21 protein-coding genes are annotated in these 23024 nt (G+C 48.7%); 1 reads left to right on the top strand and 20 read right to left on the bottom strand.

Features of this window, described 5'->3' with window-relative positions; all coding sequences use genetic code 11:
- Positions 1 to 55 precede the first annotated feature (55 nt).
- From ACM6JA_RS20450 to ACM6JA_RS20355, 20 genes are all read right to left on the bottom strand, one after another.
- The gene (locus ACM6JA_RS20450) at positions 56 to 1177 is read right to left on the bottom strand and encodes an AAA family ATPase (RefSeq protein ID WP_414853805.1); all 1122 of its coding nucleotides are present in this window, start codon (positions 1175 to 1177) and stop codon (positions 56 to 58) included.
- 16 nt (positions 1178 to 1193) lie between these two features.
- A complete protein-coding gene (locus tag ACM6JA_RS20445) occupies positions 1194 to 2402 on the bottom strand; it encodes an MFS transporter (protein ID WP_414853804.1) in 1209 nt (402 codons plus the stop codon).
- A 1-nt stretch (position 2403) separates the two neighbouring features.
- Complete coding sequence (locus tag ACM6JA_RS20440) at positions 2404 to 2883, bottom strand: DUF6530 family protein (protein ID WP_414853803.1); 480 nt, start codon at positions 2881 to 2883, stop codon at positions 2404 to 2406.
- Between the two features lie 23 nt (positions 2884 to 2906).
- The gene (locus tag ACM6JA_RS20435) at positions 2907 to 3266 is read right to left on the bottom strand and encodes a GIY-YIG nuclease family protein (protein ID WP_007723539.1); all 360 of its coding nucleotides are present in this window, start codon (positions 3264 to 3266) and stop codon (positions 2907 to 2909) included.
- Between the two features lie 223 nt (positions 3267 to 3489).
- Positions 3490 to 3954, bottom strand: coding sequence for a GNAT family N-acetyltransferase (locus tag ACM6JA_RS20430; RefSeq protein ID WP_414853802.1), 465 nt, complete (start codon positions 3952 to 3954; stop codon positions 3490 to 3492).
- Positions 3955 to 3966: 12 nt separating this feature from the next.
- Positions 3967 to 5097, bottom strand: coding sequence for a mandelate racemase/muconate lactonizing enzyme family protein (locus ACM6JA_RS20425; protein WP_414853801.1), 1131 nt, complete (start codon positions 5095 to 5097; stop codon positions 3967 to 3969).
- A complete protein-coding gene (locus tag ACM6JA_RS20420; RefSeq protein WP_414853800.1) occupies positions 5094 to 6560 on the bottom strand; it encodes a serine hydrolase domain-containing protein in 1467 nt (488 codons plus the stop codon). Before ACM6JA_RS20420 ends, ACM6JA_RS20425 begins: the two co-directional genes overlap by 4 nt.
- A 36-nt stretch (positions 6561 to 6596) precedes the next feature.
- Entirely contained in the window at positions 6597 to 8237 is a 1641-nt protein-coding gene (locus tag ACM6JA_RS20415) for an ABC transporter substrate-binding protein (protein ID WP_414853799.1), read from the bottom strand.
- A 160-nt stretch (positions 8238 to 8397) separates the two neighbouring features.
- A complete protein-coding gene (locus ACM6JA_RS20410; RefSeq protein ID WP_414853798.1) occupies positions 8398 to 9711 on the bottom strand; it encodes a transcriptional regulator in 1314 nt (437 codons plus the stop codon).
- Positions 9712 to 9731: 20 nt separating this feature from the next.
- Complete coding sequence (locus tag ACM6JA_RS20405) at positions 9732 to 10736, bottom strand: dipeptidase (RefSeq protein WP_414853797.1); 1005 nt, start codon at positions 10734 to 10736, stop codon at positions 9732 to 9734.
- A gap of 17 nt (positions 10737 to 10753) precedes the next feature.
- Positions 10754 to 11860, bottom strand: a complete 1107-nt coding sequence (locus ACM6JA_RS20400) for an aminopeptidase (protein ID WP_414853796.1) — start codon at positions 11858 to 11860, stop codon at positions 10754 to 10756.
- Between the two features lie 21 nt (positions 11861 to 11881).
- Entirely contained in the window at positions 11882 to 12844 is a 963-nt protein-coding gene (locus tag ACM6JA_RS20395; RefSeq protein WP_414854158.1) for an ABC transporter ATP-binding protein, read from the bottom strand.
- Positions 12841 to 13830, bottom strand: coding sequence for an ABC transporter ATP-binding protein (locus ACM6JA_RS20390; protein ID WP_414853795.1), 990 nt, complete (start codon positions 13828 to 13830; stop codon positions 12841 to 12843). Before ACM6JA_RS20390 ends, ACM6JA_RS20395 begins: the two co-directional genes overlap by 4 nt.
- 37 nt (positions 13831 to 13867) lie before the next feature.
- Positions 13868 to 14722: an ABC transporter permease gene (locus ACM6JA_RS20385; RefSeq protein WP_414853794.1), complete on the bottom strand. Its 855-nt coding sequence runs from the start codon at positions 14720 to 14722 to the stop codon at positions 13868 to 13870.
- Position 14723: 1 nt separating this feature from the next.
- Positions 14724 to 15659 carry a nickel ABC transporter permease gene (nikB, locus tag ACM6JA_RS20380; protein ID WP_414853793.1) on the bottom strand — a complete coding sequence of 312 codons (936 nt, stop codon included), beginning with the start codon at positions 15657 to 15659 and terminating at the stop codon, positions 14724 to 14726.
- Between the two features lie 232 nt (positions 15660 to 15891).
- Positions 15892 to 17778, bottom strand: coding sequence for an alpha/beta fold hydrolase (locus ACM6JA_RS20375; RefSeq protein ID WP_414853792.1), 1887 nt, complete (start codon positions 17776 to 17778; stop codon positions 15892 to 15894).
- A 59-nt stretch (positions 17779 to 17837) separates the two neighbouring features.
- Positions 17838 to 18410 carry a TetR/AcrR family transcriptional regulator gene (locus ACM6JA_RS20370; RefSeq protein ID WP_414853791.1) on the bottom strand — a complete coding sequence of 191 codons (573 nt, stop codon included), beginning with the start codon at positions 18408 to 18410 and terminating at the stop codon, positions 17838 to 17840.
- Between the two features lie 333 nt (positions 18411 to 18743).
- Entirely contained in the window at positions 18744 to 19589 is an 846-nt protein-coding gene (locus tag ACM6JA_RS20365) for a DUF2785 domain-containing protein (protein ID WP_414853790.1), read from the bottom strand.
- Positions 19586 to 20314 carry an alpha/beta fold hydrolase gene (locus ACM6JA_RS20360; protein WP_414853789.1) on the bottom strand — a complete coding sequence of 243 codons (729 nt, stop codon included), beginning with the start codon at positions 20312 to 20314 and terminating at the stop codon, positions 19586 to 19588. Before ACM6JA_RS20360 ends, ACM6JA_RS20365 begins: the two co-directional genes overlap by 4 nt.
- Complete coding sequence (locus ACM6JA_RS20355; RefSeq protein ID WP_414853788.1) at positions 20295 to 21473, bottom strand: DUF4272 domain-containing protein; 1179 nt, start codon at positions 21471 to 21473, stop codon at positions 20295 to 20297. The genes ACM6JA_RS20360 and ACM6JA_RS20355 overlap by 20 nt, the downstream gene beginning before the upstream one ends.
- A 145-nt stretch (positions 21474 to 21618) precedes the next feature.
- On the opposite strand from ACM6JA_RS20355, the gene ACM6JA_RS20350 reads away from it, so the two are divergent.
- The gene (locus ACM6JA_RS20350) at positions 21619 to 22707 is read left to right on the top strand and encodes a suppressor of fused domain protein (RefSeq protein WP_414853787.1); all 1089 of its coding nucleotides are present in this window, start codon (positions 21619 to 21621) and stop codon (positions 22705 to 22707) included.
- The last annotated feature ends 317 nt before the right edge of the window (positions 22708 to 23024 follow it).

The raw sequence follows: 23024 nt of genomic DNA, 5'->3' as shown, positions 1-23024 counted from the left end.
CCCTGGTTGTCTTTACCAAAATCAGTGTCGTCTATACCTCCCCATGTCCTGATCTCTATGGCATCCTCAGATTTTCGTTTTTTTTTAACTCAATCTCAGCTTCTTCCAAGCTGGCAAACAAACCATGATTTTTTAGTGCTTCTTCCAAAAGCTTTATTTCTTCCGAATCGGTTGTTATCTTGTAGATGACCTTATGATAAAGGGATTCTTTTGCGGAAGCTCCTCCTGCAATCGCATCTGCCCAGTAGAAAAAGGAACGCATTCCAGCCACGCCCTTGATCGCATTGGCCCGCGCTGTTCTGTCTAAAACCATAATCATGTCCGCTAAAATCCCCAACACCTTTCCATCTTGAAAACCAGTTTTGGCCATTACACGTTCGATCATGATTTCTTTGGTCGGCAGGTCCATCTTTTCCGTATGCTGAACCCTGTCACGCAGCGCTTCGTTTAACGGCCTGGTTCCCGCATAACTGCGGTTTGTTGTGATAACCGCGATGAAGTCTGGGTGCCTGCATATGATCTCGGTGGGAAGATTGATGCTGCCATCCAGCTCCAAGGCAGAGTTTAATGCCATTAACACCGCAGCATCACGAATAACGTTTGGTTCTTGGATTTCCAAAAGATAACCCTTTTGATAGGCCCTGACGATTTCCGAAGGGTAAAATCGGTACTCAATCGCTTCGCCATCGGTATTTTCCGCTGCTGCAAGCTTCAGTAATTGCTTCATCTTTAAAGCTGCCTGTTCCTGAGTAATCCCCAGTGCATCCATTAAAATTTCAGATATGCTTTGAAACCCATCACTTTCATATAATGCTTTCCATACCGTTTGCTCGACAGGCTCCATTTTCTCTAAACGTTCAGAAGAAATTACCGGCAAAATAGCGCCAATAATATCCGATTTATCCATATCAGCAAAACAAGTCACTTTCGTATACGGCAGCCCGAAATTAGCCGATAATGCTTTGGCTAGTTGTGTTTTCCCAGAACCAGCGTCACCTTCTAATAATATATTGGCGATTTTCATTTCTCCGCGGTTCCAGTTACGTTTGATTTCTTTACTAATGCGCTGTTCTTCTTCACTGACCTTATGAGTGGAAGGCTTTTTCCAAACAAGCTTTTTTTCTGCATCCGTCAGCTGTCTTTCGGGTGACAAATCATATTTTCCATTTTCAGTCATTACATTTCTACTCCCCTCATAGTGCTGGGTTCTTCACATCTTTGCTCTTTTTCTCAACAAGAAGAGGCAGCAGCAAAGCCGCACCGATCATAATCAAAACCCCGCTCACCACATATACCGCAACTAGGGAAAACGTCTCTTTTAAATAGCCGGATATAAACATGCCAATCACCATCATCCCCATAAAAACAGGCGTGATCGTACCAGATACCCGGCCCATAAATGCCCCTTCTGTGTTCCGTACAAGTAGCGTCTGGATTCCGCTTTGAATACAAGGGAAAAAGAAACCGCTGATCACTAATAGAACAATCATCAACCAAATCGTTGTGGTAACCCCTATTACCATCGTGCAAGCGGCAGAGACAAGCAAGCCTACCATGAGCAACATCTGTGGCCTTACCTTTTTGGCTATCCCGATTATGATTGCTCCTCCTGCCAACATGGCTAACCCGTTGGTCATAACCAACCACTGCAAAAATTGTTTGTCCTGTCCCAAATTCTCGATGACAAGGAAGATCTGAAGCGGCTGTGTCAGACCTGACGCCAATCCGACAGCGAAGAAAGTCAGACAGAGAGTTCGTAAGGATTGATTGGACCCAATATAGCGCAGTCCGGCCTTCAATTCCTTTATGAAGCCGCCAGCATCGTCAGACTTCGGTTCCTCCGCGTCACGGGGAAGCGTCGCTAATATAAGGGAAGACCCTAGGAACAGAACGGCTGTCAAAATCAGAGAGACTGTAATTCCAAACTGGATGAAAATAAACGTGCCGATGACCGGACCTAAAACCGTAAAGACAGCAACAAGCGTCTGGGACATTGCCATCGCGCCTTGCAGTTGTTCAGCTGGCACATGACGCTTGTACAGTTTCATCGCCGAGGGTTGAGAAAACTGAGACAGGCTGGCGGAAATAAATGTTCCGATGAGAAGTGCCATCCATCCCCCATTCATGAGTGCAAGCAGCACAGCCCCGACAGACAGGGCAGAAAGCAGATCGCTCCAAACCATTGTCCGTTTCGGCCGCCATCGATCGGCAAAAGTTCCGCCAATCAGGCCGAATAGAAAAATGGGGGCGAATTCCGCAACCGAAATCAGTGATACATAAACCGGATTATTATTCGTCAATTCGCTAACGAAAAGAAGAACGGCATAATTCCGGATCCAAATCCCCAAATGCAGCAGCACACGGGAGAGGATAATCGTTCGAACATAAACATTGGAAAACATTTCAATACCCCATATCCTTTACTAGTTTTGATAATGTGCGCAGACGTTCGCCGATCAGCTCATCGTCGTTACTCAGCCCTTGGCTGAATAGCTTAATGTCTTCATGAAGACTCTCATTGTCCGTACATATCGCCACGTTCATTGCATCCCCTTGCAGGGCAACCCGGTCGATGACGGGCTCCTGCGGGTCATAATAATGCTCATATCTGTATGCGTCGCGAAAATGAGCCAAAGACCGACAAATCAGTATGGACATATCAAGAACGCGATGGAGAGGCAGTTCCTCCGATTGTTTTGACCATTCTTCTCCCGTGTATCTCCATACCTTGGCAGATATATCGACCTTTCTTCTGGAGTTGCCCTCTGCCACTCCCAGAGAAAGTGCTTTCACATCTGTGTTCCTGGCTAATCGACCATCAACGCGCTCATAGTTATCCGACACGACAACAGGCTTATGGTTCAAGTTAGTTGGTATTTTCATTTTCTTTCCCTCTTTTCGTTTGATTATTGCTCTTTCTTTTTTTCCTGATTGTATCCGCGCTCTCCGTACGGCTGGAGCTGGTCGAGCCATTTTTGTTCCAGTTTCTTCAGGGCATCTTTTTCATCAAAGAATCCGTCTTCCTTCTTTTTCAAAACCTCCAACACTTCAAAGACGAATGCCTCTTCTCCGTACTCATTCCATTCCTGTTGAAGCTGCTTGTTTATATGCGAACCCATTTTGAGAGTAAACAGCTTTCCGTTCATCGTCTTGAGGTTGCGGGTGGCGCTGATCCAGACTTTTTGGTTTTTGGTGTTTTTAATCTGATACACCCCTGCCTGCGTTTCCGATTCTTTATACAGTTGTTTCAGTTCTTCGCGATTCATAGTTCCTCCCTCACCTTCCGCAAAATTAATAAACAAAACATGTTTTTGTTTGTTATTTAATAAACATAATGACCCGTCGTTTTATAATTGTCAAGTGCACAAAAAAACACCGGAACATGTCCGGTGCCTAATTTTGGTCGGGTTACAACGAGGAGAGGGCCAATGAATCTCCAACAAACAATAGAGAGAAATGTCTACGCTTATGTTTGTAGCGACTCCCCTTCTATAGCGTTTTCACCATATAATAGCGATCGTTTCCACTACCATATTCCGCAATCCGTCTCTCGATAACCGCAAAGCCTGCTTTTTGATAGAGTCCGACTGCTCCAGTATTATCAGGGCTTACGGTCAGGCAAATCTGACGAAACCCATCCTCACGCAGCTGCTCCAGCAATCGGTTCAAGAAAGAGAACCCATACCCCATCCCTTTACGATCTGCTCGGATGTAATACCCATACATGTAGCACTTGTCCGGCTGACGGAAATCCCTCAAGAGCTGGCATACTCCGACAGGACACGCCTCCTCCGCTTCCATAAAAAGTGCAACGCAGCCATGTCTCGCGAGTGGTACGAGCACCCATTCATCAATCGCTCCATGTACGCCAAAAGCCTCCTGCTCCATTGCCTTGATCATCTGAAGCTGGCTTTCTGTCAATGTCTCTACGATTTCTATGCGCGTATTTTGCATTCAGTCATCTCCCTATACGGGTTGCCGTTTCGCTCCGATGACCTGCTCTGACTTAACCGTTATGTCGGCAAGCACCGCTTCATCTAGCTCTACACCTAAGCCTGGCTGATCTGTCACGACAATTTGGCTTCCGTGAATCGCAAGCTGAGCCACATCCCGCGAAATGATCGTTGGTCCTGCCAGCTCGTTGGAAATGATGTTTTTCTTCGCAATCGCCAAATGAGCGCCGGCTGCACTGCCAATCGAAGACTCCAGCATCGAACCAATCTGACACTCCATCCCGGCCATTTCCGCCTGATTCACCAATTTGAGAGCAGGATAAATCCCTCCACTTTTCATCAGTTTGATGTTTACTTTATCTGCAGCTTTCTTCGCGATGACTTCCCGCATTTCCTTTGTCCCGTGCAGTCCCTCGTCTACCATGATTGGAATAGTCGTTTGCCTGCGAATTTCCGCGAGAGCATCGAGATCATCAGCCAACACAGGTTGCTCCATCCAATCAATGTGACAATCCTCGAGCTGTTTCAAAACAAGCAAGGAGTTCGCACGGTTCTCCCAGCCTTGGTTGGCGTCCACCCGCAGCCCTACGTCAGGTCCAACTGCCTGCCGAACAGCCCGGATTCGCTGGATATCTGTCCGAAGATCAGCTCCCACCTTTATTTTGATCGAGTCATACCCAGCTGCCACTGCTTGCTTGGCTTCAGCTGCCATGACCTCTGGCTCTAAAATGCTTAACACATATGGGAAGGAAAGAGTCTTGTGATATTTTCCGCCTAAGAAATGATAAACAGGTTGACCAGCCGCCTTTCCCATCAGATCATAGCAAGCGATATCGATGGCGGCTTTTGCTGCTGGGGCTCCCCAAACAGCCTGGTTCATCTTCTCATGGATTCTCTCGATATCAAACGGATTCTCACCGATTACAATAGGCGCCAGGTTATGAACGAGCATCGTATAGGTAGACTCCCACGTCTCTCCGGTGACATTTTGATCCGGTACGGCTTCGCCTAGTCCGACCAAGCCATTGTCTGTCTCCACTTTTACAATAATGGACGGCATATCCGCATAAGAGGCATACGCGATAATAAATGGGCGTTTTAGCGGCAACCTTATGGCATGAACCTTTACAGACGTTATTTTCATACTCGACTACCCTCCGTAGCTGCTACTCGTGGAATGATTCGATAATAAAGGGACATGGCTTTTACAGAGCCGTCTTCGCCTTTTATAAAGCCAACTGTCAGCTCACTTCCCTCTCTCTCGGTGATAAATTGATGCTCTCCAATTGGTCGCAATAGATAGTTCAGTTGTTTTCCACCAAACGCATCTGACGTTTTATCTATCATCATCAAGGCATCCTCTACCACATATACGATGATATCCATTCCTTCCCCACTAACGTATCGACCGGCATATTCTCCTAATTGGGCAGTAGGGACGCTGTATGTCTCGAATTGGTACTGTGGCGTATTCAATGGACGGCCTTCTATGGCATGGAGTGCTGTCAGTGTGGCTTTTTCGACGGGGCTTCCGATCAAATTGGCCAAGGCCATGGATGTAATACCCCGCTCCGGAACAATCGCTAAATGGGCGGCGACACCTTTGATCGCTCCACCGTGTTTGATCAAGGTACCCCCATAGTAGTCGGGTTGAATGGATAAGCCATACCCGTAGTACCTTCTGTAGCTGTTCTTGATATGCGGATAGATCATTTGTTTGACGCTCTCCTCGGATAATATCCGTTCCTTGCCCACACATCCGCCCGTACGGAAAATTTCAGCGTAGTTCAACATGTCATGCACTGTTGAATTCAAATGCCCCGATGCCGCTACGAGTAGCCCATCCTCCCAATTTGGATCAGGGTAAATCTCAGATACGCCATTGCTCTCTTTAAAATGATAGATGGTCGTTACATCCGGGAGGTGTGGCAGATCGCTCAGAAGAAAGGTGCTGCTCTTCATGTCTGCTGGTTCCAAAATATGCTCTTTGACATACACGTCATACGACTTCCCACTCACTCTGGCTATAACCGCTCCCAGGAGAGAATAGCAATCATTCGAATAGCTGAACAATTGTCCTGGTGAGCCCACCAGCTCATATTCCGCCAGAGCAAGAGCTTCCATCAGCTCTTCGAACGTGTAGATCGGTTTCTGGTACTCCTTTTTCAAGTAACGGTGAATCGGGTTATCCTCGTCCGGCATGTCATCGAGCATGGAGTTGCGAATCGCCAGGTTATCAATGGGCAGCGGCGGTAAGCCCGTCGTGTGCGTCATAAAATGGTGGATCGTCATCTGCTCCGTTTTTTGACGATCCGGGGTACGAAACTCAGGGAGGTACTTGATCACTGGATCATGAACAGAGAGCTTTTTCGCTTCCTGTAGCTGCATGATCGCCATGCATGTAAAGGACTTTGTAACGGAGGCCAAACCCATCACCGTATCAGGAGTGATTTCGAGTTCCTTTTCACGATCCCGATAGCCAAAGCTTTTGCGAAACAGGCTCTGCCCATTCAGATTCACACCCATAACGAAGCCCGGAACTCTACCTTCCTTCATTTCTTTCTCAACCAGTTCTTCCCACTCTACTGACCAGCCTTGCTGTCTCATTTCTTCCACCTCTTTCGAATGTTGTCATACCATGCCCTACTCGTTCACCCACATGTCCTGAATAATCAAGGATGCTAATGGATTTGGCTTGATGCCTTGAATCCGGTTACTGATGACCACGAATGTTTTTGCGGAATAGAGCGGAACCCAATAGGCCTGTTCCACGACTCTTTTTTGAATGTCTGCAAAAACCTGCTGTCGCTGCGCTTGATCTGTTGTCGTTCGTCCTTTATCTAGCAGGCTATCGAGCTGTTGATCACTGAGGCGAAAGAAATTCAAGCCCCCGATCTGACTCGAATGCAGTAACAAGTGCAAAATATCTGGATCGACGCTGCCATGACCCGTTGTGAACAAATCGAACTCGCCCTTCAGTGCCTGTTCAAGAGCTGTCGCTGATTCATACTTTTGGATATGCAATTCGACACCAATCTCTTTGAACATGCTTTGCACCAGCTGATGTCCGGGATTTGTATCTTCGATGAGCATCGTCAGGCTGAGCGTTTTCCCATCCTTTTCCCTTATCCCTTGCGCGTTTGGCTTCCATCCTGCTTCTTCCAGCAGTTGTCTGGCTTGATCAGCATTGTACTTGTAGCCGTACTGCTCTACTGCCGCATCGTATCCGATCATCGTTGGTGGGATCGGTCCGTAGACAGGCACCCCCTCTCCTTGCAGATCTGCCATGATCAATGCATCTTTGTTGATCGCCAAGTTCAGTGCTTTTCTCACGCGGACATCCTGCAAGATTTCATTTTCCAGATTCATCCCAATGAAGAACTCTGCAGGCTGCATTCCTTCCAACACCGTAAAATCTTTGTGATCCTTGTATTTCTTCGCGTCTTTCGGGGACACAGTGGCAATATCAATCGTCCCACTGTCGAGAGCAGCCATCATAGTCTGGTCGTCTTGAATAAATTTCAGAACGAACTTGTCGGGTCTTACAGGTCCTTGATTCAGAGCAAAAGGAGCTGCCCACTTATACTCGTCGTTTCGTACCAGTGTGATCGATTCGCCTGTTTTCCAGCTCTCGAATTTCCACGGACCTACCCCGACAGGATTGCGCCCCAGCTCATTTCCGTATTTGTTTCGTGCCTCTATGGAAATGGGTTGCTGGTAGCCGCTATATGATAAGTTAGAAAGTAACGAAGCGGAGGGCTCATTCAAATGAAAAATCAATGTGGAATCATCAGGAGCTGAAATGGATTTGATCGAAGATACGTCCGGTCCCGTAACCGGTGAGGCTGTTTTCGGATCGAGTGCACGTTCATAGCTTTGCTTAAAAACTTCCGCAGTGAGCGGTGTTCCATCATGAAACTTCACGCCAGAACGTATCTTGAACGTCATGGTCTTGCCGTCTTCCGAGATCGTGTACGATTCAGCCAGATGCGGCTTCAACTCAAACGTAAAGGGATCGAGGATCAGCAGAGCTCCCCCCAACATGCCCCCAACAAAATTTCCCGCTGGCAACGACGTCTTTTGCGGGTCCAGCGTATCTGGCTCCATCTGGTATCCCATGGTGATCGTCCCACCCTTTTTGGGCTGGGAGTTTTTTGCTGGTTGATTTGCTTGCTTGTCGTCTGTAGCCGGAGTGGGAGCAGAACTGCAGCCAACTATGGAAAAGACGAGTACACACATGAGTAAAACGCTGCGTATTTGGCCCTTTAACCGTTCTGATAGCATGTCGCGACCTCCATTTTCGAGTCATTTCCATTCGAAGTCTGCTTACGTCGGTATATAGTCGCTAATTAAATCGGATTGCTTCTTAGATGAGGGATGTGGGGGTCCCGGATTGCCTTCGCAAACGGAAAAACCGGGACAGGTTGATGTTACATGAGGAGAATCATGGATGATTAAGACGATACACAGCCCGGGGGCGTCCTTGCTGATACGGCTGTTCTTCTCCGACGATCTCTACAACATGATGCTCGATCAGCTTTTTCAAAGTTCTTTCCGAGCTGCGGCGACTGATCTGGAGGTACTCGGCTAAATCGGAAGCGGTGAAGCGGTTATCGCGGCGAAGCTTGACATACTGCATGATTTTCGTGATAGTAGCGACACTTGCGCCAGTCTTCTCTGCGATCTCCAGCACTTCCTTGTTCTCGCTTTTTAATTGGAATGTCTTCGATTCGGTGTTCAATGGCCCAATCACTTCTTTTTCATCCGTCACCAGATACGCACTGCTTTCATTTATTTTCTGGGCATGATAAATCGCAATGCGTGCATTGGCTTCGGCCTCTTTCGCGGTTTGGCCAAAACCAAATCCGATGGCAACCGTCACTTTGGCCAGCAGATCAACATTGCCCAATACTTGCATGATCTTCCCGGATTCAATCATTTGCTCGATGCTACCTCTCGTGCCATAGATGATGAATTGATCCATTCCCAACTTTTGAATGGAAGCGTCCGTCTCTTTGACGAGCTCCAGCAGCTCTTGCAGCAAAATAATCGTCGCATCCTGCCATTGCGTTTCTACTGGCGGACCATCATTTTGCTGGATCGCTGCAATTCCCACAGCAATCTGCGAATTTTTGCTAATTTTCAATTGACCATAAGCAACGGCTTGATTGACGGCATCGCGAATATTTTTATCGGGACTGACGAGCGATGCAGAAGGGATGTTCATCTCACGTAATCGACTGTATACGTAGTCAACACCAGTCAAAGCAAAATGGCTCTTTTTCTGTTCCCAAAGCTCCTTGTGGAACTGAATAATCTCCTCTACGTCAAATCTCGTCCCGCCTTCTTCAATAATCTCACTGTAGTCTTTTACATACCAAGGCGTAGAAATAATGCCCAATTCATCAGCGACCTTCTCAATATACTCCGCTTTTGGCAAATCTATCGAGATGCACTCCAGTCCTCCTGGTACATTCAGCAAGGTATGAAATAAAGAGAGGGAAATGGTATATTCATCGATCGGGATGTACACGGCAGGCAGCTTCTTTTGCTCTACCTTTTCCTTGGCAAAAAAATAAGGAAGTGGGCCAGCAAAAAGCAGCACGTCGCAGTCATGGATTTGATCAAGCAACGCAACACTCTCTTTGGGGTTCTGGTATGTATACGAGGTCAGTTGAATGTAATCGATGGATTGGGTATGCTTCAAGATCCTTGGCAAAAATTCTTCCGAAGAGATTACCACTATCGTAATGGTCAATGTTCCACTCCCTCATCTCTCTATGATTTCCACACGTCCTTAAACACGCGGATGAAGTTTTTGCCCAAAATACGCTCAATCGCTTCATCCTTGTACCCTCTTTTGGCAAGGGCACGCACAAGCTCTGGAACCTTGGTATGTCCTTTTACGACATCAAAATCTTTGCGTCCTGCTTGGATAAACACATTGGGAGAATCGTATTTCATAAATGGCTCGATGATGTCCAGACCCAGTCCGACGTGTTCAATCCCAACCAGCTTCACGATGTGATCGACGTGGTTGATCATGTGCTCGATATCAGCCTGATCGTCTGTATCCGCTACGAACAGATTGACGCCATTGATGCCGATTACGCCGTTGGTGAATGCGATCGCCCTGATTTGCTCATCCGTCAGATTGCGCATGGAGCTTGCTAATGTCCGGCAATTGGAATGAGAAGCGATGATGGGCTTACGCGCTACCTCGATTAGATCCCAAAAGCCCTCGTCATTCAGATGGCTGACATCAAGGATGATGCCCATTGCTTCTGCCTCTTCGACGACGCGGATACCGAACTCGGTGAGCCCGCCCTTGCGCCCTTCCCGTACCGGACTAAAATGACTGCCATCTCCAACGAAGTTCCGCCTGCTCCACACGAGACCCAAAAGGCGCACGCCCAGCTCGTAAAAAACACGGAGCATACTCAGATCATTATATAACGGTTCCGCGCCTTCCAGAGAGAGCACAAAACCAATCTTCCCCATTCGCTTCGCGGTCTCGATGTCACTCACATTTTTGCAAACCATGATTTTCTCAGGCGATTCATCTGCCTCTGCGTGCAACGCGCTGATTTGTTGCAGTGCTTTTCTCAAGCCCATCTCCGGCAGGAATTTGTTGTCGATATAAATCGCTGCGACAACCATCTGAACCCCGCCCGCCACGAAATCAGGTAAGTAATCCGATTCTATTACTTTTCGCCTGCCATGCTCGCGTTGAATAGCGACATCCAGCAAAAGGTCAAAATGCCCATCGATTACGTGTGTCATGCCTCATGCTCCCCCTGTTATTTCAGGTTTTCCGGGTTAAGTGGTGCAAGCTCCGGTAAAAGAAAACGTCCGTCTCTGCGAATCAAGTGGTCATCGAACCAAATCTCACCGCCACCATACTCCGGGCGTTGAATCATGACCATGTCCCAATGGATGTTCGACTTGTTACCGTTGGATGCCTCGTCATAGCATCGTCCCGGGGTAAAGTGGAAACTACCGTCGATTTTTTCATCGAATAAAATATCCTGCATAGGCTCCCGAATGAACGGGTGGACCCCCAAAGCAAACTCCCCAATGTACCGGGCACCTTCATCTGTATCCAAAATGTTGTTCAAGCGCTCCGTGTCATTGGCTGTGGCGTTAACGATCTTCCCTTCCACAAACTCCAACCGTACCTTTTCAAAGGTAAAGCCTTGATAAGGCGAGGGCGTGTTAAACGATATGACACCGTTCACCGAATCGCGAACAGGGGCCGTAAATACTTCACCGTCTGGTATGTTATAGTGCCCCGGACACGGAATCGCTGGAATGCCTTTGATTGAGAAGGTCAGCTCTGTGCCAGGTCCCGTGATTTTCACGCGGTCGGTTCGCTCCATCAGCTCCTTGAGCGGCTGCATAGCTTCTGCCATTTTGGCGTAATCCATCGTGCAGACATCGAAGTAGAACTGTTCAAATGCTTCTGTGCTTTTATTCGCCAGTTGCGCCATGGAAGGCGTCGGATAACGGAGATAGACCCATTTCTTTTTGAGACGCACAATACTTACTTCTTTGAAAAAGGACGTAGCCAGCTTCATCTGCTCATCAGGGACATCAGACACTTCATTGATGTTCAGACCACCCTCGATGATGATGCACGCTTGCATTTTTTCCATTCGCTCTTTGTCCATCTCTGCCCCTAGACGGAATTGCTCCTGTGTTCCCGCTAGCAATAACTGACGACTAATCGAGGATTCACGCAGGTTCACAAAGGAATGTCCGCCTGCTCGCGAAACTGCTTTGATTAGCTCCTTTATCAGAGCGGCGTCCACCTCCATCGCATCGATCAACACGTTATCTCCCGGCTGCACATTTGTAGAGTAATTTACCAGCACATTCGCCAGCTTCGTAAGACGTGGGTCCAACATCTATCTATCACTCCTGTTCCCTTATTTTTCATAGAGATGACACGCAACCAGTCTGCCGTCTGCTTCTGTTAATGGAGGCGCTTCTGTCTTGCACACGTCCATACACGCCCAACAGCGCGGGTGAAACTTGCAGCCCTGCGGCGGATTGGATGGAGACGGCAGGTCCCCTGTTAACATGATCCGTTCTTTTTTCTCGTCAGGATCAGTGATGGGAATGGCGGAGAGAAGCGACTGTGTGTAGGGATGCATCGGACGTTGAAACAGCTCTTCTTTTTTCGCCAGCTCAATCACTTCTCCCAAGTACATCACCGCTACTCGATCGGCGATATGCTCGACGACACTCAAGTCATGCGAGATAAAAAGATACGTGAGCGAAAACTGCTCCTGCAAATCCTGAAGCAAATTGAGAATTTGCGATTGAATCGATACATCCAGAGCGGACACAGGCTCGTCAGCTATGATGAGCTTTGGCCTGAGCATCAAGGCGCGAGCGATCCCGATTCTTTGCCTTTGACCTCCGGAAAACTCATGCGCGTATCGCGACAAATGACTTTTGTTCAAACCGACGATCTCCAGCGTCTCTTCGAGCATGGCTGCTCGCTCGCGCTTTGGGATACCATGGGCAATCAATGGCTCTGACAAAATGTGCTGGATCGTCAGCTTTGGATTGAGGGTATCAAATGGATTTTGAAACACCATTTGCATATCACGCCGCAGCTTCTTCATGTCTGCCTTCTGTAAGCTGCGGATATTTTGACCCTCGAACACGATCTCGCCGTCTGTCGGCTCGATCAAGCGCAAAATGCATCTGCCCAGTGTTGACTTGCCACAGCCTGACTCCCCCACGATTCCCAACGTTTCACCTGCGTTGACAGTCACGTTCACTCCATGAACGGCATGCACGTAACCTGGCTGCTGGAACCACCCTTTGCGGACAAGGAACTTCTTATTCAGGTTCTTCACTTGCAAAAGAGGCGTCTTCATCCATTCACCGCCGTGCTTTCCCTGTTCTCTTGATACAGCCAACAGCGACACTCCGACTGTTGATCCACATCCAGCAACGGGGGATTTTGTTCCAAACAGACAGGCATCGCCTTCTCGCATCGCGGAGCAAAACGGCATCCCTTCGGATAATTATCGGGGGTCGGCACACTTCCCGCGATACTGTGCAATCTCTTCTGACCTTTGGCATTATGTGGCGTCGATTTGATCAAGCCCATGGTGTACGGATGCTTGGGGCTTCGAAGCAGTGTGCGAACATCAGCCGCTTCAATGACCTGCCCGGCATACATCACCAGTACCCGGTCACATGTCTCGGCGACGACGCCCAAATCATGTGTGATCATGATGAGCGACATGCCCAGCTCTCTTTGGATTTTTTTCATGACATCCAATATTTGCGCCTGGATCGTTACGTCTAGTGCAGTCGTCGGTTCGTCCGCTATCAATAGCTTTGGATGACAGGCAATCGCCATCGCGATCATCACGCGCTGTCGCATCCCCCCGGACAGACGATGCGGGTACTCGTGATAGATTTCATTGGCACGTGAAATGCCTACCTGCGTCAACAGCTCGAGCACTCTTTCTCTCGATTGGACTCGGTTCATGCCCTCATGCTTTTCCAGCCCTTCGCTCAATTGCTTGCCGATGGTCAGTACGGGATTCAACGAAGTCATCGGCTCCTGAAAGATCATTGCAATCTCTTTTCCTCTGATCTTCTGCATCTCTTTTTCGGTATAGCGCAAGAGATCGGCTCCGTTCAGTTGAATACGGCCTGCAATACTTCCGTTTTTACTGAGCAAACGCATCATGGATAGAGAGGCAACGCTTTTTCCACACCCTGATTCTCCGACGATCCCGACCGATTCACCTTTTTTGACCTGCAAGCAAAGATTGTCCACCACCTTGAAAGCCCTTTCATTTTTCGAAAACGTGGTAGTCAATCCCGTCACTTCCAACACGTTTGTCACGTTACTCACTCCTTTTTCGGGAACGGAAGCTCGTAAACTATGATTTGGGATCAAAGATATCACGCAATGCATCCCCGAGCAGATACACCGTAAAAACGACTGCCGTAATCGCAAGACCGGGAAAAGTAGCGAGCCACCAAGCTTCACGCAAGTAATTTTTCCCTTCATTCAGCATCGTTCCCCACTCCGGTGTAGGAGGCTGGGCACCCAAACCGATAAAGCCCAGAGCCGAGGTCCCCAAAATGGCACCGCCTATAAACATGGTCGTATAGACGATCAGCACGTTGGAGATGTTTGGAATGAACTGGCGCGTAATGATCCACCAATTCGAGCTGCCGATGGAGCGGCTTGCTTCCACATAGCCGGATTGCTTGATCGAGAGTGCCGCACCACGGATCAGAATCGAAAAGGCCGGAATCGATGATATTCCGATCGCGATCATCGCATTTTCCTGACTCGGTCCGAGCACAGCTACGATTGCTAGAGCAAGCACAATGCCGGGCAACGCCAGCATGATGTCCATGATTCTCATGATCAGATTGTCAACAATTCCTCCGAGGTAAGCGCATGTCACACCAATCAGCGTTCCTGCTACAAACGTCATGACAGACGCCAGCACAGCTACGGTCAGTGTCACTCGTGTTCCGTACAGCATCCGGGATAAAATATCGCGGCCAATCGCATCTGTCCCTAGCCAAAAGTCTTTCGACGGCCCTTGCATAAATGCTTCGTAGTACGTTTTCGTAGGATCATGCGGAGCAATCCACGGCCCGATAATTCCCAGCAAAACAATGCAGAGCATCATCAGGAAGCTATATTTCGCTTTCTTTTGCTGCATGATCTTCTCCCATAATTCGAAACGAGGCATAGACCATTGCTTACTCCAGAACACGCTACACCCCCTCCTTCGCGGCGTAGTCAATACGAGGATCGAGAAGCGCATACAGGACATCAATCAAAATGACAACGAGGACATACACAGCTCCAATAAACAGCGTCGTTCCTTGAATCATCGGAAAATCCCGCGAGCTAATCGCTTGAATCGCCAAAGTACCCACTCCCGGCCAGCCAAAAACCTGCTCGACAATCACAGCCCCGCCCAGCAAGCCAGCCAGTTCCAGGCCAATGACAGCCACAATCGGAATCATCACATTGCGAAAAGCGTGCCGCAGCAGCACAATTCGTTCATTCATCCCTTTCGCACGTGCTGTTCGAATATAGTCATTGGACAAAACCTCCACCATGCCAGCACGTGTGAGTCGGCTGAGTGCGGTCGCCATCAATGTCCCTAAGGTAAACGCTGGAAGAACCATGTCTTTTAGCCCCGTTCCTCCCGCAATCGGAAACCACCCCAAATGAACGGAGAACACAAGGATGACGAGCAAGCCTAACCAAAAGCCGGGTATGGACATCCCAAAGGTGGAAAAGGTCATGATCGCTCCGTCGATAGGTGTATCCTTGTATTTCGCCGCAAGGACACCAAGCCCGATGCCGATCACAACTGCCACCACGAGGCTGCCTACTGCCATTTTTGCTGTCGCGGGAAAACGATCGGCAATTTCTGTGCTTACAGGCCGGCCCGTTTTCAGGGAAGTGCCGAGATCCCCTTTCAAAACGCCAGAAGCATAGTCGAAATACTGGACGACCAAAGTTTTGTTCAAGCCCAGCTCTCCGCGAAGCGACTCGATTTGTTCGACAGTCGCCCGCTGCCCCAGCATGATCCGCACAGGGTCACCGGGGATGAGATGAATAAGCAAAAACGTAAAAACGGAGAGTCCAAACAGGACAATGATGCCCGACAATAGGCGCTTCACTATATATTGCTTCATGAGGTCTTCACCCAGATGTGAGAAACGGTATAAACTAGCCTCTTCCTGTTGCGTTCCTGCACTTTACTCTCCTCCCTTTTTCTTCACTAACGACACTTGTCGTTATAGTGTCGTTATTTGATAAAAATAGTCTATTCGAAATTCACAGAAAGTTCAACTCGTTTTTTCTTGCCTCATTCAAAAAGAGCATGGTCCCTTTCTACCATGCCCCTTCTGAAGAATCGCTCCGTCGTCATTCCTTACCATGCCTCATCTGAAGCAATATGTTTGCCGTTAGCTGTGGATGACTGAGCGGAAAATGATGAGCGACGGAGAGCCTTTCGATTTCTACATTTGCTTTCATGAAAGCATCCTCTGCTCCTTTTGTCAGCTGATACGTTTGATCCTGTGTTCCCCATACGATCTGGGCTGGAAAAGGGAACGGCTGTGTTGTTACCGCCATTTGCTGGAGTTCATTCATAAAATAGCGCAGCACGTCTGTATGCGTCTTGCTGATCCGCGGGGATTGCAGGAGCTTCCCTGCCTTTTCTACATAGCCTTTTGGCATTTCCTCCGTGGACTGAAATACCCCTTGCTCAAGCATTGCTTTTTCCAATTTGGCTGGCGTTAACTGCTTTTGCAAAAAACGCTGAAGAAGGGCTGGACTTTTCCCCAATCCCGCCAGCAGCAAAGAATACTTCGGCGCATGCAGGGGCGGCTGCAGAAGGTATAGCTTCTCGATTTTTTCCGGTACTCGCTTTGCTGCCTCCCACGCCAAAAACCCGCCAAATGAATGTCCCGCAAGATGAACCGGAGACGGCAGTTGTCGCAATGCCTCCGCCAATGCCTCGATAAAGCCCTCGATCGGATTTTCGTGATGGTGATAGGGCGATCTGCCAAACCCGGGCAAATCCAGTAACCATACAGCATCTTCACCCAGCTGTTCAGCGAGCGGGAGTAAATCGCTCATCTCACTGAAAAGCCCGTGCACGAGCAGCCACGGAGTACCCAAGCCTTCTTTCTTGTATGCAGCCATGCCTGCGATTTGCTCTCGGTGATAGTAAGGAGGCACTTTCTGATCCTTTACCGACAAACGATAATCCAGATCGGCAATCACACTGGGAAGATAAGCCGCTACGTCGTATGCATCGATGCCTTTTTTCGCTTTCATTTGCTGAAAGGCAGCGAGCGGGAAGTCTTTCTTTACGATGAAGTCCATCGAATTGGCAGGTACCCCGAGCAAGCGGCTGCCGCCGTTATGCAGGATTTTTTTCAAAACCGATACCGGGAAAGGAATGGCTGGTGACTTCATCCGTAATTCTTTGGCCATCAACGAAATTAGCTCCAAAAAAGATGGCGTAGCGCTCCGCTCATTTAAGGCGTAATACGTTTGATGCTCGATGTGATTTGCCTCTACAATCCCCACAATGACCTCGGCCAAATCGTCGACGGCAAGTAAGGGCAGCCACCACTCCTTGCCACCCGGAAGAACAGGGAATTTTCCACGCCGCATGGAGCTGATCACGAGCCCCAGGCCATCCGTTTGTTCTGTGTTCCCCGTGCTTCGCGGACCTATAATTGTACTCGGATTCACCACGACAAGCGGCATTCCTTTTTGATACGCCTCTTGTCTGAGGTATAGATCGGCCAGAAACTTGTATTTCTCGTAGCCCCCTGCCTCTCGTAAAAAATCGTTTGTCGCAAAAACATCTGTCGCCAGCTTTCCACTCTCATCGTCAAACGGACTCATGTAGCCAACAATATGAATCAGCTTTTGTAGACGCTTTTGTTTATGCAATTCGTTCGCTACTGCTGCAAGGTGACTTGCTCCTTGTAAAATCACGTCCCTCCCCACCGTTTCATCCATCGAAATATCCATCGGGACACCTGCATGGATGATGATAGTTGCGCGCAATACCTGCTCGTAATCGCTCGCTGATAATCCCAAGCCCTCCTTTCGCAAATCACCCCGCACGGCATTGCAATTGGACCTCTCTGTTGGTGTCATCTGCATCAGCAATTCATCCCACTTCTCGGGCGAACGAACCAGCGCCAGCACGGTATGACCAGCTCGTGTCAGTTGTTTTGTTACCTCCTTGCCGATAAATCCAGTCGCGCCTGTTACAAAAACGACAGCCATTGTTTTTGCCTCCTTTATATTTTTAGAACTAATTAGTACTAATTGACTTCAAAAAAATCCTACACTTGAATCAAGTGTAGAAGTGTCTGACCAGCGCCTACGAGTGCCTGTGCATGACCCTGCGATTCAGCCATGAGCATCGCTCCTTCCACAATGGTCACGAGCAAGACTGCCGTTTGCTGAATAGAGATATTTTCCTTGAATTCTCCATGGGCGATTCCCTCCATGAGCAGCTTTTCCGCTAGGTTCTGCCATTCGATCAGGAACTCGTTGATTCGCGCTTTGACTTCTGGTATTTGTGCCGACAGTAAGGAAAGAATCGGACAGCCTCCTACGCAGGAGCGTCCCTCCAGTTCCTCTGCGATGGTGGTAAAAATAAGCCCCACCCGTGCGGAAACAGACAGATCTGTTCGTTGCAGGATGTCTTCCAGTGCTCCTCTCAGTACGTCCATTCTGTAGCTGAGCACAGCTACGACGAGCTCCTCCTTGCTTTTGAAATGGTAGTAAATGTTGGACTTGGAGACTTTGCTATGTGCTACGACGTCATCCATGCTGGTATTCATGAGTCCTTTTTGCAAAAACAAATTGGATGCAGTGACGATGACATGGTCACGGTTTGAGGTTCGTTTCATAATTAGAACTATATAGTACTAGTGGGTGATTGTCAATCAGTGGAGGAGAAGAAAAAGCGCAGTTCTCTTCGACTCTGACACGCCATCAGGGGGGAATTACTGTCCGTCTACACTTAAAAAAGGGGACCGTCGAGCCAAAGCCACCCTACGGGCGGAAGGTTCTCGAGGAAGAAGTGTTCGACAAGCGTGGTCCCCTTTTTGAAGTTCCGACTGGGTAGGCGTTGTCAAGGTCTGCGAGCCCTGCGCTTTTTCTTCTTACCAGCTTTGCCTTTTAAAACTTCGTATAAAAAAGAAAAGGTTGATGCCGTCTGTCACGGCATCAACCTTCACCCTTTAACTGATCGCAAATCTGTTTAATTTCGTTACGGCAGCAAGCATAGCAGCCGCCAGTTCATTTTCCTGGCTATCTCGTGCCCTTCTTAGATAAAGGCTGCGCAAAAAGTTTTTACTGTTCACTCGAGCGATGACCTGGGTACGACTTTTCGGCAGTTCTGCACAGCTTGCCAAGCCATTGATCCAGTCAGCGAGCTCCTGCTCTGGGAGCAAATCTTTATCTATCATCGTGTCGACAATGCTTGCCAGACGTTCATCTTCTTCGTCATTGAAAATATGCTTTCTGTTATCCAACACGCCCTGGATCGCACGAAGGATGTCTCGTTGTACGGCTTCGTCGCTCTCTGGGCACTGCACTAGCTCTACGAATACGTCTGCCCCGTGTGCCGTACTGTGCGCCCAGCCTCCTTCTGACAAATAGCCGCGCAAATCCTTTTCCTCTTGAAAATAGCGGAGCATGGCATTCTTCACATGCTGGAAATCAGCGAGCTCCAAAAAAGGCTTCTGCCTGTGACGTCGCATGATCAAGGCAATCGGCAATGCAGAGAATGTCCTCGTAAATACAGATTGATCACCCTCGCTGCCGATCTGATAGAACAAATGCGTATCGTCCGTCAGTTCGCGGAGAAGGCTGCTCAATTGCGCCTCCGTCAGATGTTTCTCATCAAGAATCCAGTAATAAAATACCGGGTAAATGAGATTATCACGCAGCTCCGGGTCAGGGTCCCCGATGTATTGCAGCAATAGCCCGACGAAATCCTGTAGTTGCTCCCCTTCACGAATCAGGTATTGTTCCTGCTCCAATCTCTGCAGGTCCAGTATGAGTTTTGTTCTCGTATCCATCACGTTTTCATCCCCCTCAACATCATCAAAATTTCCTCAACCACGATATCCGGTTCATCATGATGAATATAATGCCCGCTGCGACCGGCAATTCTTTGCTTGCTTGATGTAGATAGCCGCCTGAAATCGGCTTGCAGATTTTGTTCGATTTTCAAAATTTCCTCGTTCGGCCATTCCTCGTCCCATATGTCCGGTAAGCCTCTCGTGATAATTGAGACAGGTATGTCGCTTTGCCGAAAATGGTCAACGATTTCTTGATAGCTCCGTATCTTATCGATCTTTTCTCGATTCAACATCGGATTCTCGTAATATTCCCGGTTGGCTGCTATCAGCTTTTCAGGCAAAACCTTTTCATACGCGAGCTCCTTATATTCCGGAGCAGCGTCCACCAGAATCATGCCCGAAACGAGGTGCGGATACAGACTGGCAAACAGTCTAGCAACCAAGCCGCCAAAAGAATGCCCGACCAAAATGTATGGCGGCTCCACCCCTATCTCCTGCAGCAAATCATATAGCTCCTCGACCAGATCACGACAAGTCCGCGGTACGACTGCTGCCGCTGGGCTCCTGCCAATTCCCGCACGATCATAGGATAAGGTCGACGCTTCCTGCGAGATTCGATCTTGAACGATCTTCCAAGTCTCACAGCTATCGCCCATTCCTGCTAGGAAGATCACACAAGGTGCCCAACTTTTTCGCGAATACAGCCTATGTATCCGTTGAGACATGATCCCAGTCGTCCTCCATGTAACGAACCAGCCAATTCAATGCTCTGTGTCTTTCAACAACTACTTCGTCATTCAAACCGCCTGCAACCGTGCGATTGTTGATGCGCGCATCCACACATGCCCAGTCATAGCGATAGATTAAATCTGCTTGGTCGAGAATCTCTTGTTTGCTTCTCACAACTGCATTGCTATAGAAGGTGTCATAGTCACCTGCGCTTCTGAGAGCGTCAATCGCGGTGTTTACATCACAAATCTCATCTGGGAAATGGAGCTCTTCCACATAGCCGAGTGCCCACAGCAGTACCCAGTAGCATTCGTACATCCAAGCCATCTGAATCATATCGCTTCGGTCTGGCTGTGGATCATTCAAGAAGTCTCTCTCTTTTTCCGTAAAGAATTCAGCAGCGCCAAACTGCTCAATAATCCCTTCGATGAACTCCCGCTCTTCCTTGATTTGCCCGTTTTCGGCGATCCCTCCAGCATATACCGCAATCAAGCACAGGGCAATCGCTCGCTGAACCATCTCGTCCTTGCTCCTGATGACAGCGTCCTCGTCCCCTACGATGACAGGAAGATGCGGGATGTACGGAATGCCTTGCTCCTGCAATAGCTTGATGCTCCGCTCCTTGCGCGCTTCTCCTGACTGGGAGGGCTGAATATGTCCATCGATCAGGTCTACGCTGACCGTCACTAGAAAATCGTCCACTTCCGATTCTCCTGCCGTATTGAGAATCAGCCTTCCTTGTTTATCGAGCATGTCTCCGGTAGGGAGAAAGACGATCCCGTGTACATCTTCAGCAATCGCCATAATAGTTGCAAACGTCTTCTGGTCGAATTCCTTGCTCGCTACGATTCCTACCGCCACATTGAGCGCTGTAATTTGGTACAACAGCTTTTGCTGGACCTTCTCGTGTGCCGTTTCAATCTGTGCGAAGTAGCCGTACATCCCTTTTTTCATCTGGAGAAAGGCTTCTTGGTCATCGTCCTCGCGCATAAGATTGAAGGTGATCTTGCTCTTGCTAAACCATTTTTTATCTGTCACGGTCACGGCCCGCTCGTCTGCGGATACCTCTACCAATTGATCACGAAAAGCCTCGACAATCGCAGCTACGACTTTCTCGCATTGTTGGATGGAGACATAAATGGTGCATTGATTCATCTGGTAACCTCCTTTGCTGGGCAAACATTTTCAAAGTGCCGAATTTTGTAATCAATATTCAATTATGGTATTCTAACCCTGTTTAATCAAGCGCAAATCTTTATAGTTATCGGCGAGTCTATCACGATGATTGAAGGTGAAACCTATGAAAAACATCCTAGTAGAGGAGTTCTCTCCGATTTGTCCGATTCAAGCTTTTGTCGAAGAGGATGAGAACGGCGTCTTTTTTTATTTGTGGGATTATCCCGGTGAGGAGCATGCCAGCATTCGCTCTTGTTGGGTAAGAAATTACAGACCTGCACCGGACTCGATCGATTTCGCTGCCATGCAGGATGGTCAAGCTCCCATGCTTCCACGCGATTGCTGCGCTCATCCGGATGGAGCAGACAGGCTGGATCCGGAGCAGCTCTCGATCGTCTGGCTGGAGGAAGGCGATGCAGCGGCACTTTTGTATGAGGATGAGGTGCTGTGTGTGATTCCCAGCTGGGCTGGCCCTTCCCCGGACGGCTCGCACTATCCTTCGTATGCGCGAGATTGCACCGGAGAATCTCATTTATGCTTTCCGCTGGGAACACTAGAGACGAACACCATGTTTGCTCGAATCGAGGCTGCCCAGCATTTTTGGGCGAGCTGGGATGGCAACCCTTGGCCTAACATCCAGCAGCAGTTCATGGACGCGATTACCTCGACTCTCGGCCCAGTTAAACAGTATTACGGCATCGACGGCGGTCACTGGCCTCCGAAAGCATTGGTGACCATCGAAAAGGGAGACGTTACCTATGCGATGACCCTCGGCGTGTCCATATTGCGTCAGCCAAAAGTCGAGCAGTATACAGAAGAGCCAGAGCAATTACGCCGATTCGAGCTGGCCTTTGCCTGCGAAACCAAATGGCTCGCCCAAAACGAGCAGCAATTTCTGGCCTACATCAGCGCCCAAACCTCTTTGCCGTGGTCGTATATGACCTTCCTCGCACAAGGTCACACCATTCCGTGCCAGGAAATCAGTCAGATCAACAGCCGCTTCTCCTCCATGCTGCTCGCAAAACCTGAGGATGCACCGAGTATTCCACTTCCGCTCATGGCGGGTGATCCCGTTAATCTGTTATGGATGATTCCGATTACCACGGAGGAACAGCAGTATGCAGAAATGAACGGTTCAGAGCAATTGATTCAGCGCTTCGCGGGAGATGGTGCGGATTGGATTTTTAACGGGGTAGTGAAATTTTTAAAGTAAACTTGATTTTGAAGACAGTTTTCGTGGAGTACATTCTGCGGGGGCTGTTTTTTGTTGTCTCAACACTTTGGTATCTCCGTGAATCTGCTTTTAAGATGGTAATGAAAGCCGCGTCAGAAGAAGCGCATTTCCAGTCCAAGCGCCTCTGGAGCCCGCCCCAGCTTCGGAATAAATGGCGGGGAATTTCAGCTTTTATCACATACAAAAACGCATTCGCGTTTTCTGGTTTGAAGCGCTCCCGCCATTTATTCCGAAGCGGACAGTCAATCCCCCTTGCAGGGCGTAGGCCGAAGCGTAGACTGGAAATGTGCTTCTTC

Source organism: Brevibacillus sp. IT-7CA2, assembly GCF_949767855.1.
In the GTDB taxonomy this organism is placed as follows: Bacteria; Bacillota; Bacilli; order Brevibacillales; family Brevibacillaceae; genus Brevibacillus.
The sequence above is the reverse complement of the archived record's forward strand: the minus strand, read 5'-3'. Positions and strand labels throughout refer to the sequence as shown.

Coding starts and splice junctions, on each gene's coding strand:
- ACM6JA_RS20450 (WP_414853805.1), bottom strand. CDS start 1,177: ATGACTGAAAATGGAAAATATGATTTGTCACCCGAAAGACAGCTGACG.
- ACM6JA_RS20445 (WP_414853804.1), bottom strand. CDS start 2,402: ATGTTTTCCAATGTTTATGTTCGAACGATTATCCTCTCCCGTGTGCTG.
- ACM6JA_RS20440 (WP_414853803.1), bottom strand. CDS start 2,883: ATGAAAATACCAACTAACTTGAACCATAAGCCTGTTGTCGTGTCGGAT.
- ACM6JA_RS20435 (WP_007723539.1), bottom strand. CDS start 3,266: ATGAATCGCGAAGAACTGAAACAACTGTATAAAGAATCGGAAACGCAG.
- ACM6JA_RS20430 (WP_414853802.1), bottom strand. CDS start 3,954: ATGCAAAATACGCGCATAGAAATCGTAGAGACATTGACAGAAAGCCAG.
- ACM6JA_RS20425 (WP_414853801.1), bottom strand. CDS start 5,097: ATGAAAATAACGTCTGTAAAGGTTCATGCCATAAGGTTGCCGCTAAAA.
- ACM6JA_RS20420 (WP_414853800.1), bottom strand. CDS start 6,560: ATGAGACAGCAAGGCTGGTCAGTAGAGTGGGAAGAACTGGTTGAGAAA.
- ACM6JA_RS20415 (WP_414853799.1), bottom strand. CDS start 8,237: ATGCTATCAGAACGGTTAAAGGGCCAAATACGCAGCGTTTTACTCATG.
- ACM6JA_RS20405 (WP_414853797.1), bottom strand. CDS start 10,736: ATGACACACGTAATCGATGGGCATTTTGACCTTTTGCTGGATGTCGCT.
- ACM6JA_RS20400 (WP_414853796.1), bottom strand. CDS start 11,860: ATGTTGGACCCACGTCTTACGAAGCTGGCGAATGTGCTGGTAAATTAC.
- ACM6JA_RS20395 (WP_414854158.1), bottom strand. CDS start 12,844: ATGAAGACGCCTCTTTTGCAAGTGAAGAACCTGAATAAGAAGTTCCTT.
- nikB (WP_414853793.1), bottom strand. CDS start 15,659: ATGAAGCAATATATAGTGAAGCGCCTATTGTCGGGCATCATTGTCCTG.
- ACM6JA_RS20375 (WP_414853792.1), bottom strand. CDS start 17,778: ATGGCTGTCGTTTTTGTAACAGGCGCGACTGGATTTATCGGCAAGGAG.
- ACM6JA_RS20370 (WP_414853791.1), bottom strand. CDS start 18,410: ATGAAACGAACCTCAAACCGTGACCATGTCATCGTCACTGCATCCAAT.
- ACM6JA_RS20360 (WP_414853789.1), bottom strand. CDS start 20,314: ATGTCTCAACGGATACATAGGCTGTATTCGCGAAAAAGTTGGGCACCT.
- ACM6JA_RS20355 (WP_414853788.1), bottom strand. CDS start 21,473: ATGAATCAATGCACCATTTATGTCTCCATCCAACAATGCGAGAAAGTC.
- ACM6JA_RS20350 (WP_414853787.1), top strand. CDS start 21,619: ATGAAAAACATCCTAGTAGAGGAGTTCTCTCCGATTTGTCCGATTCAA.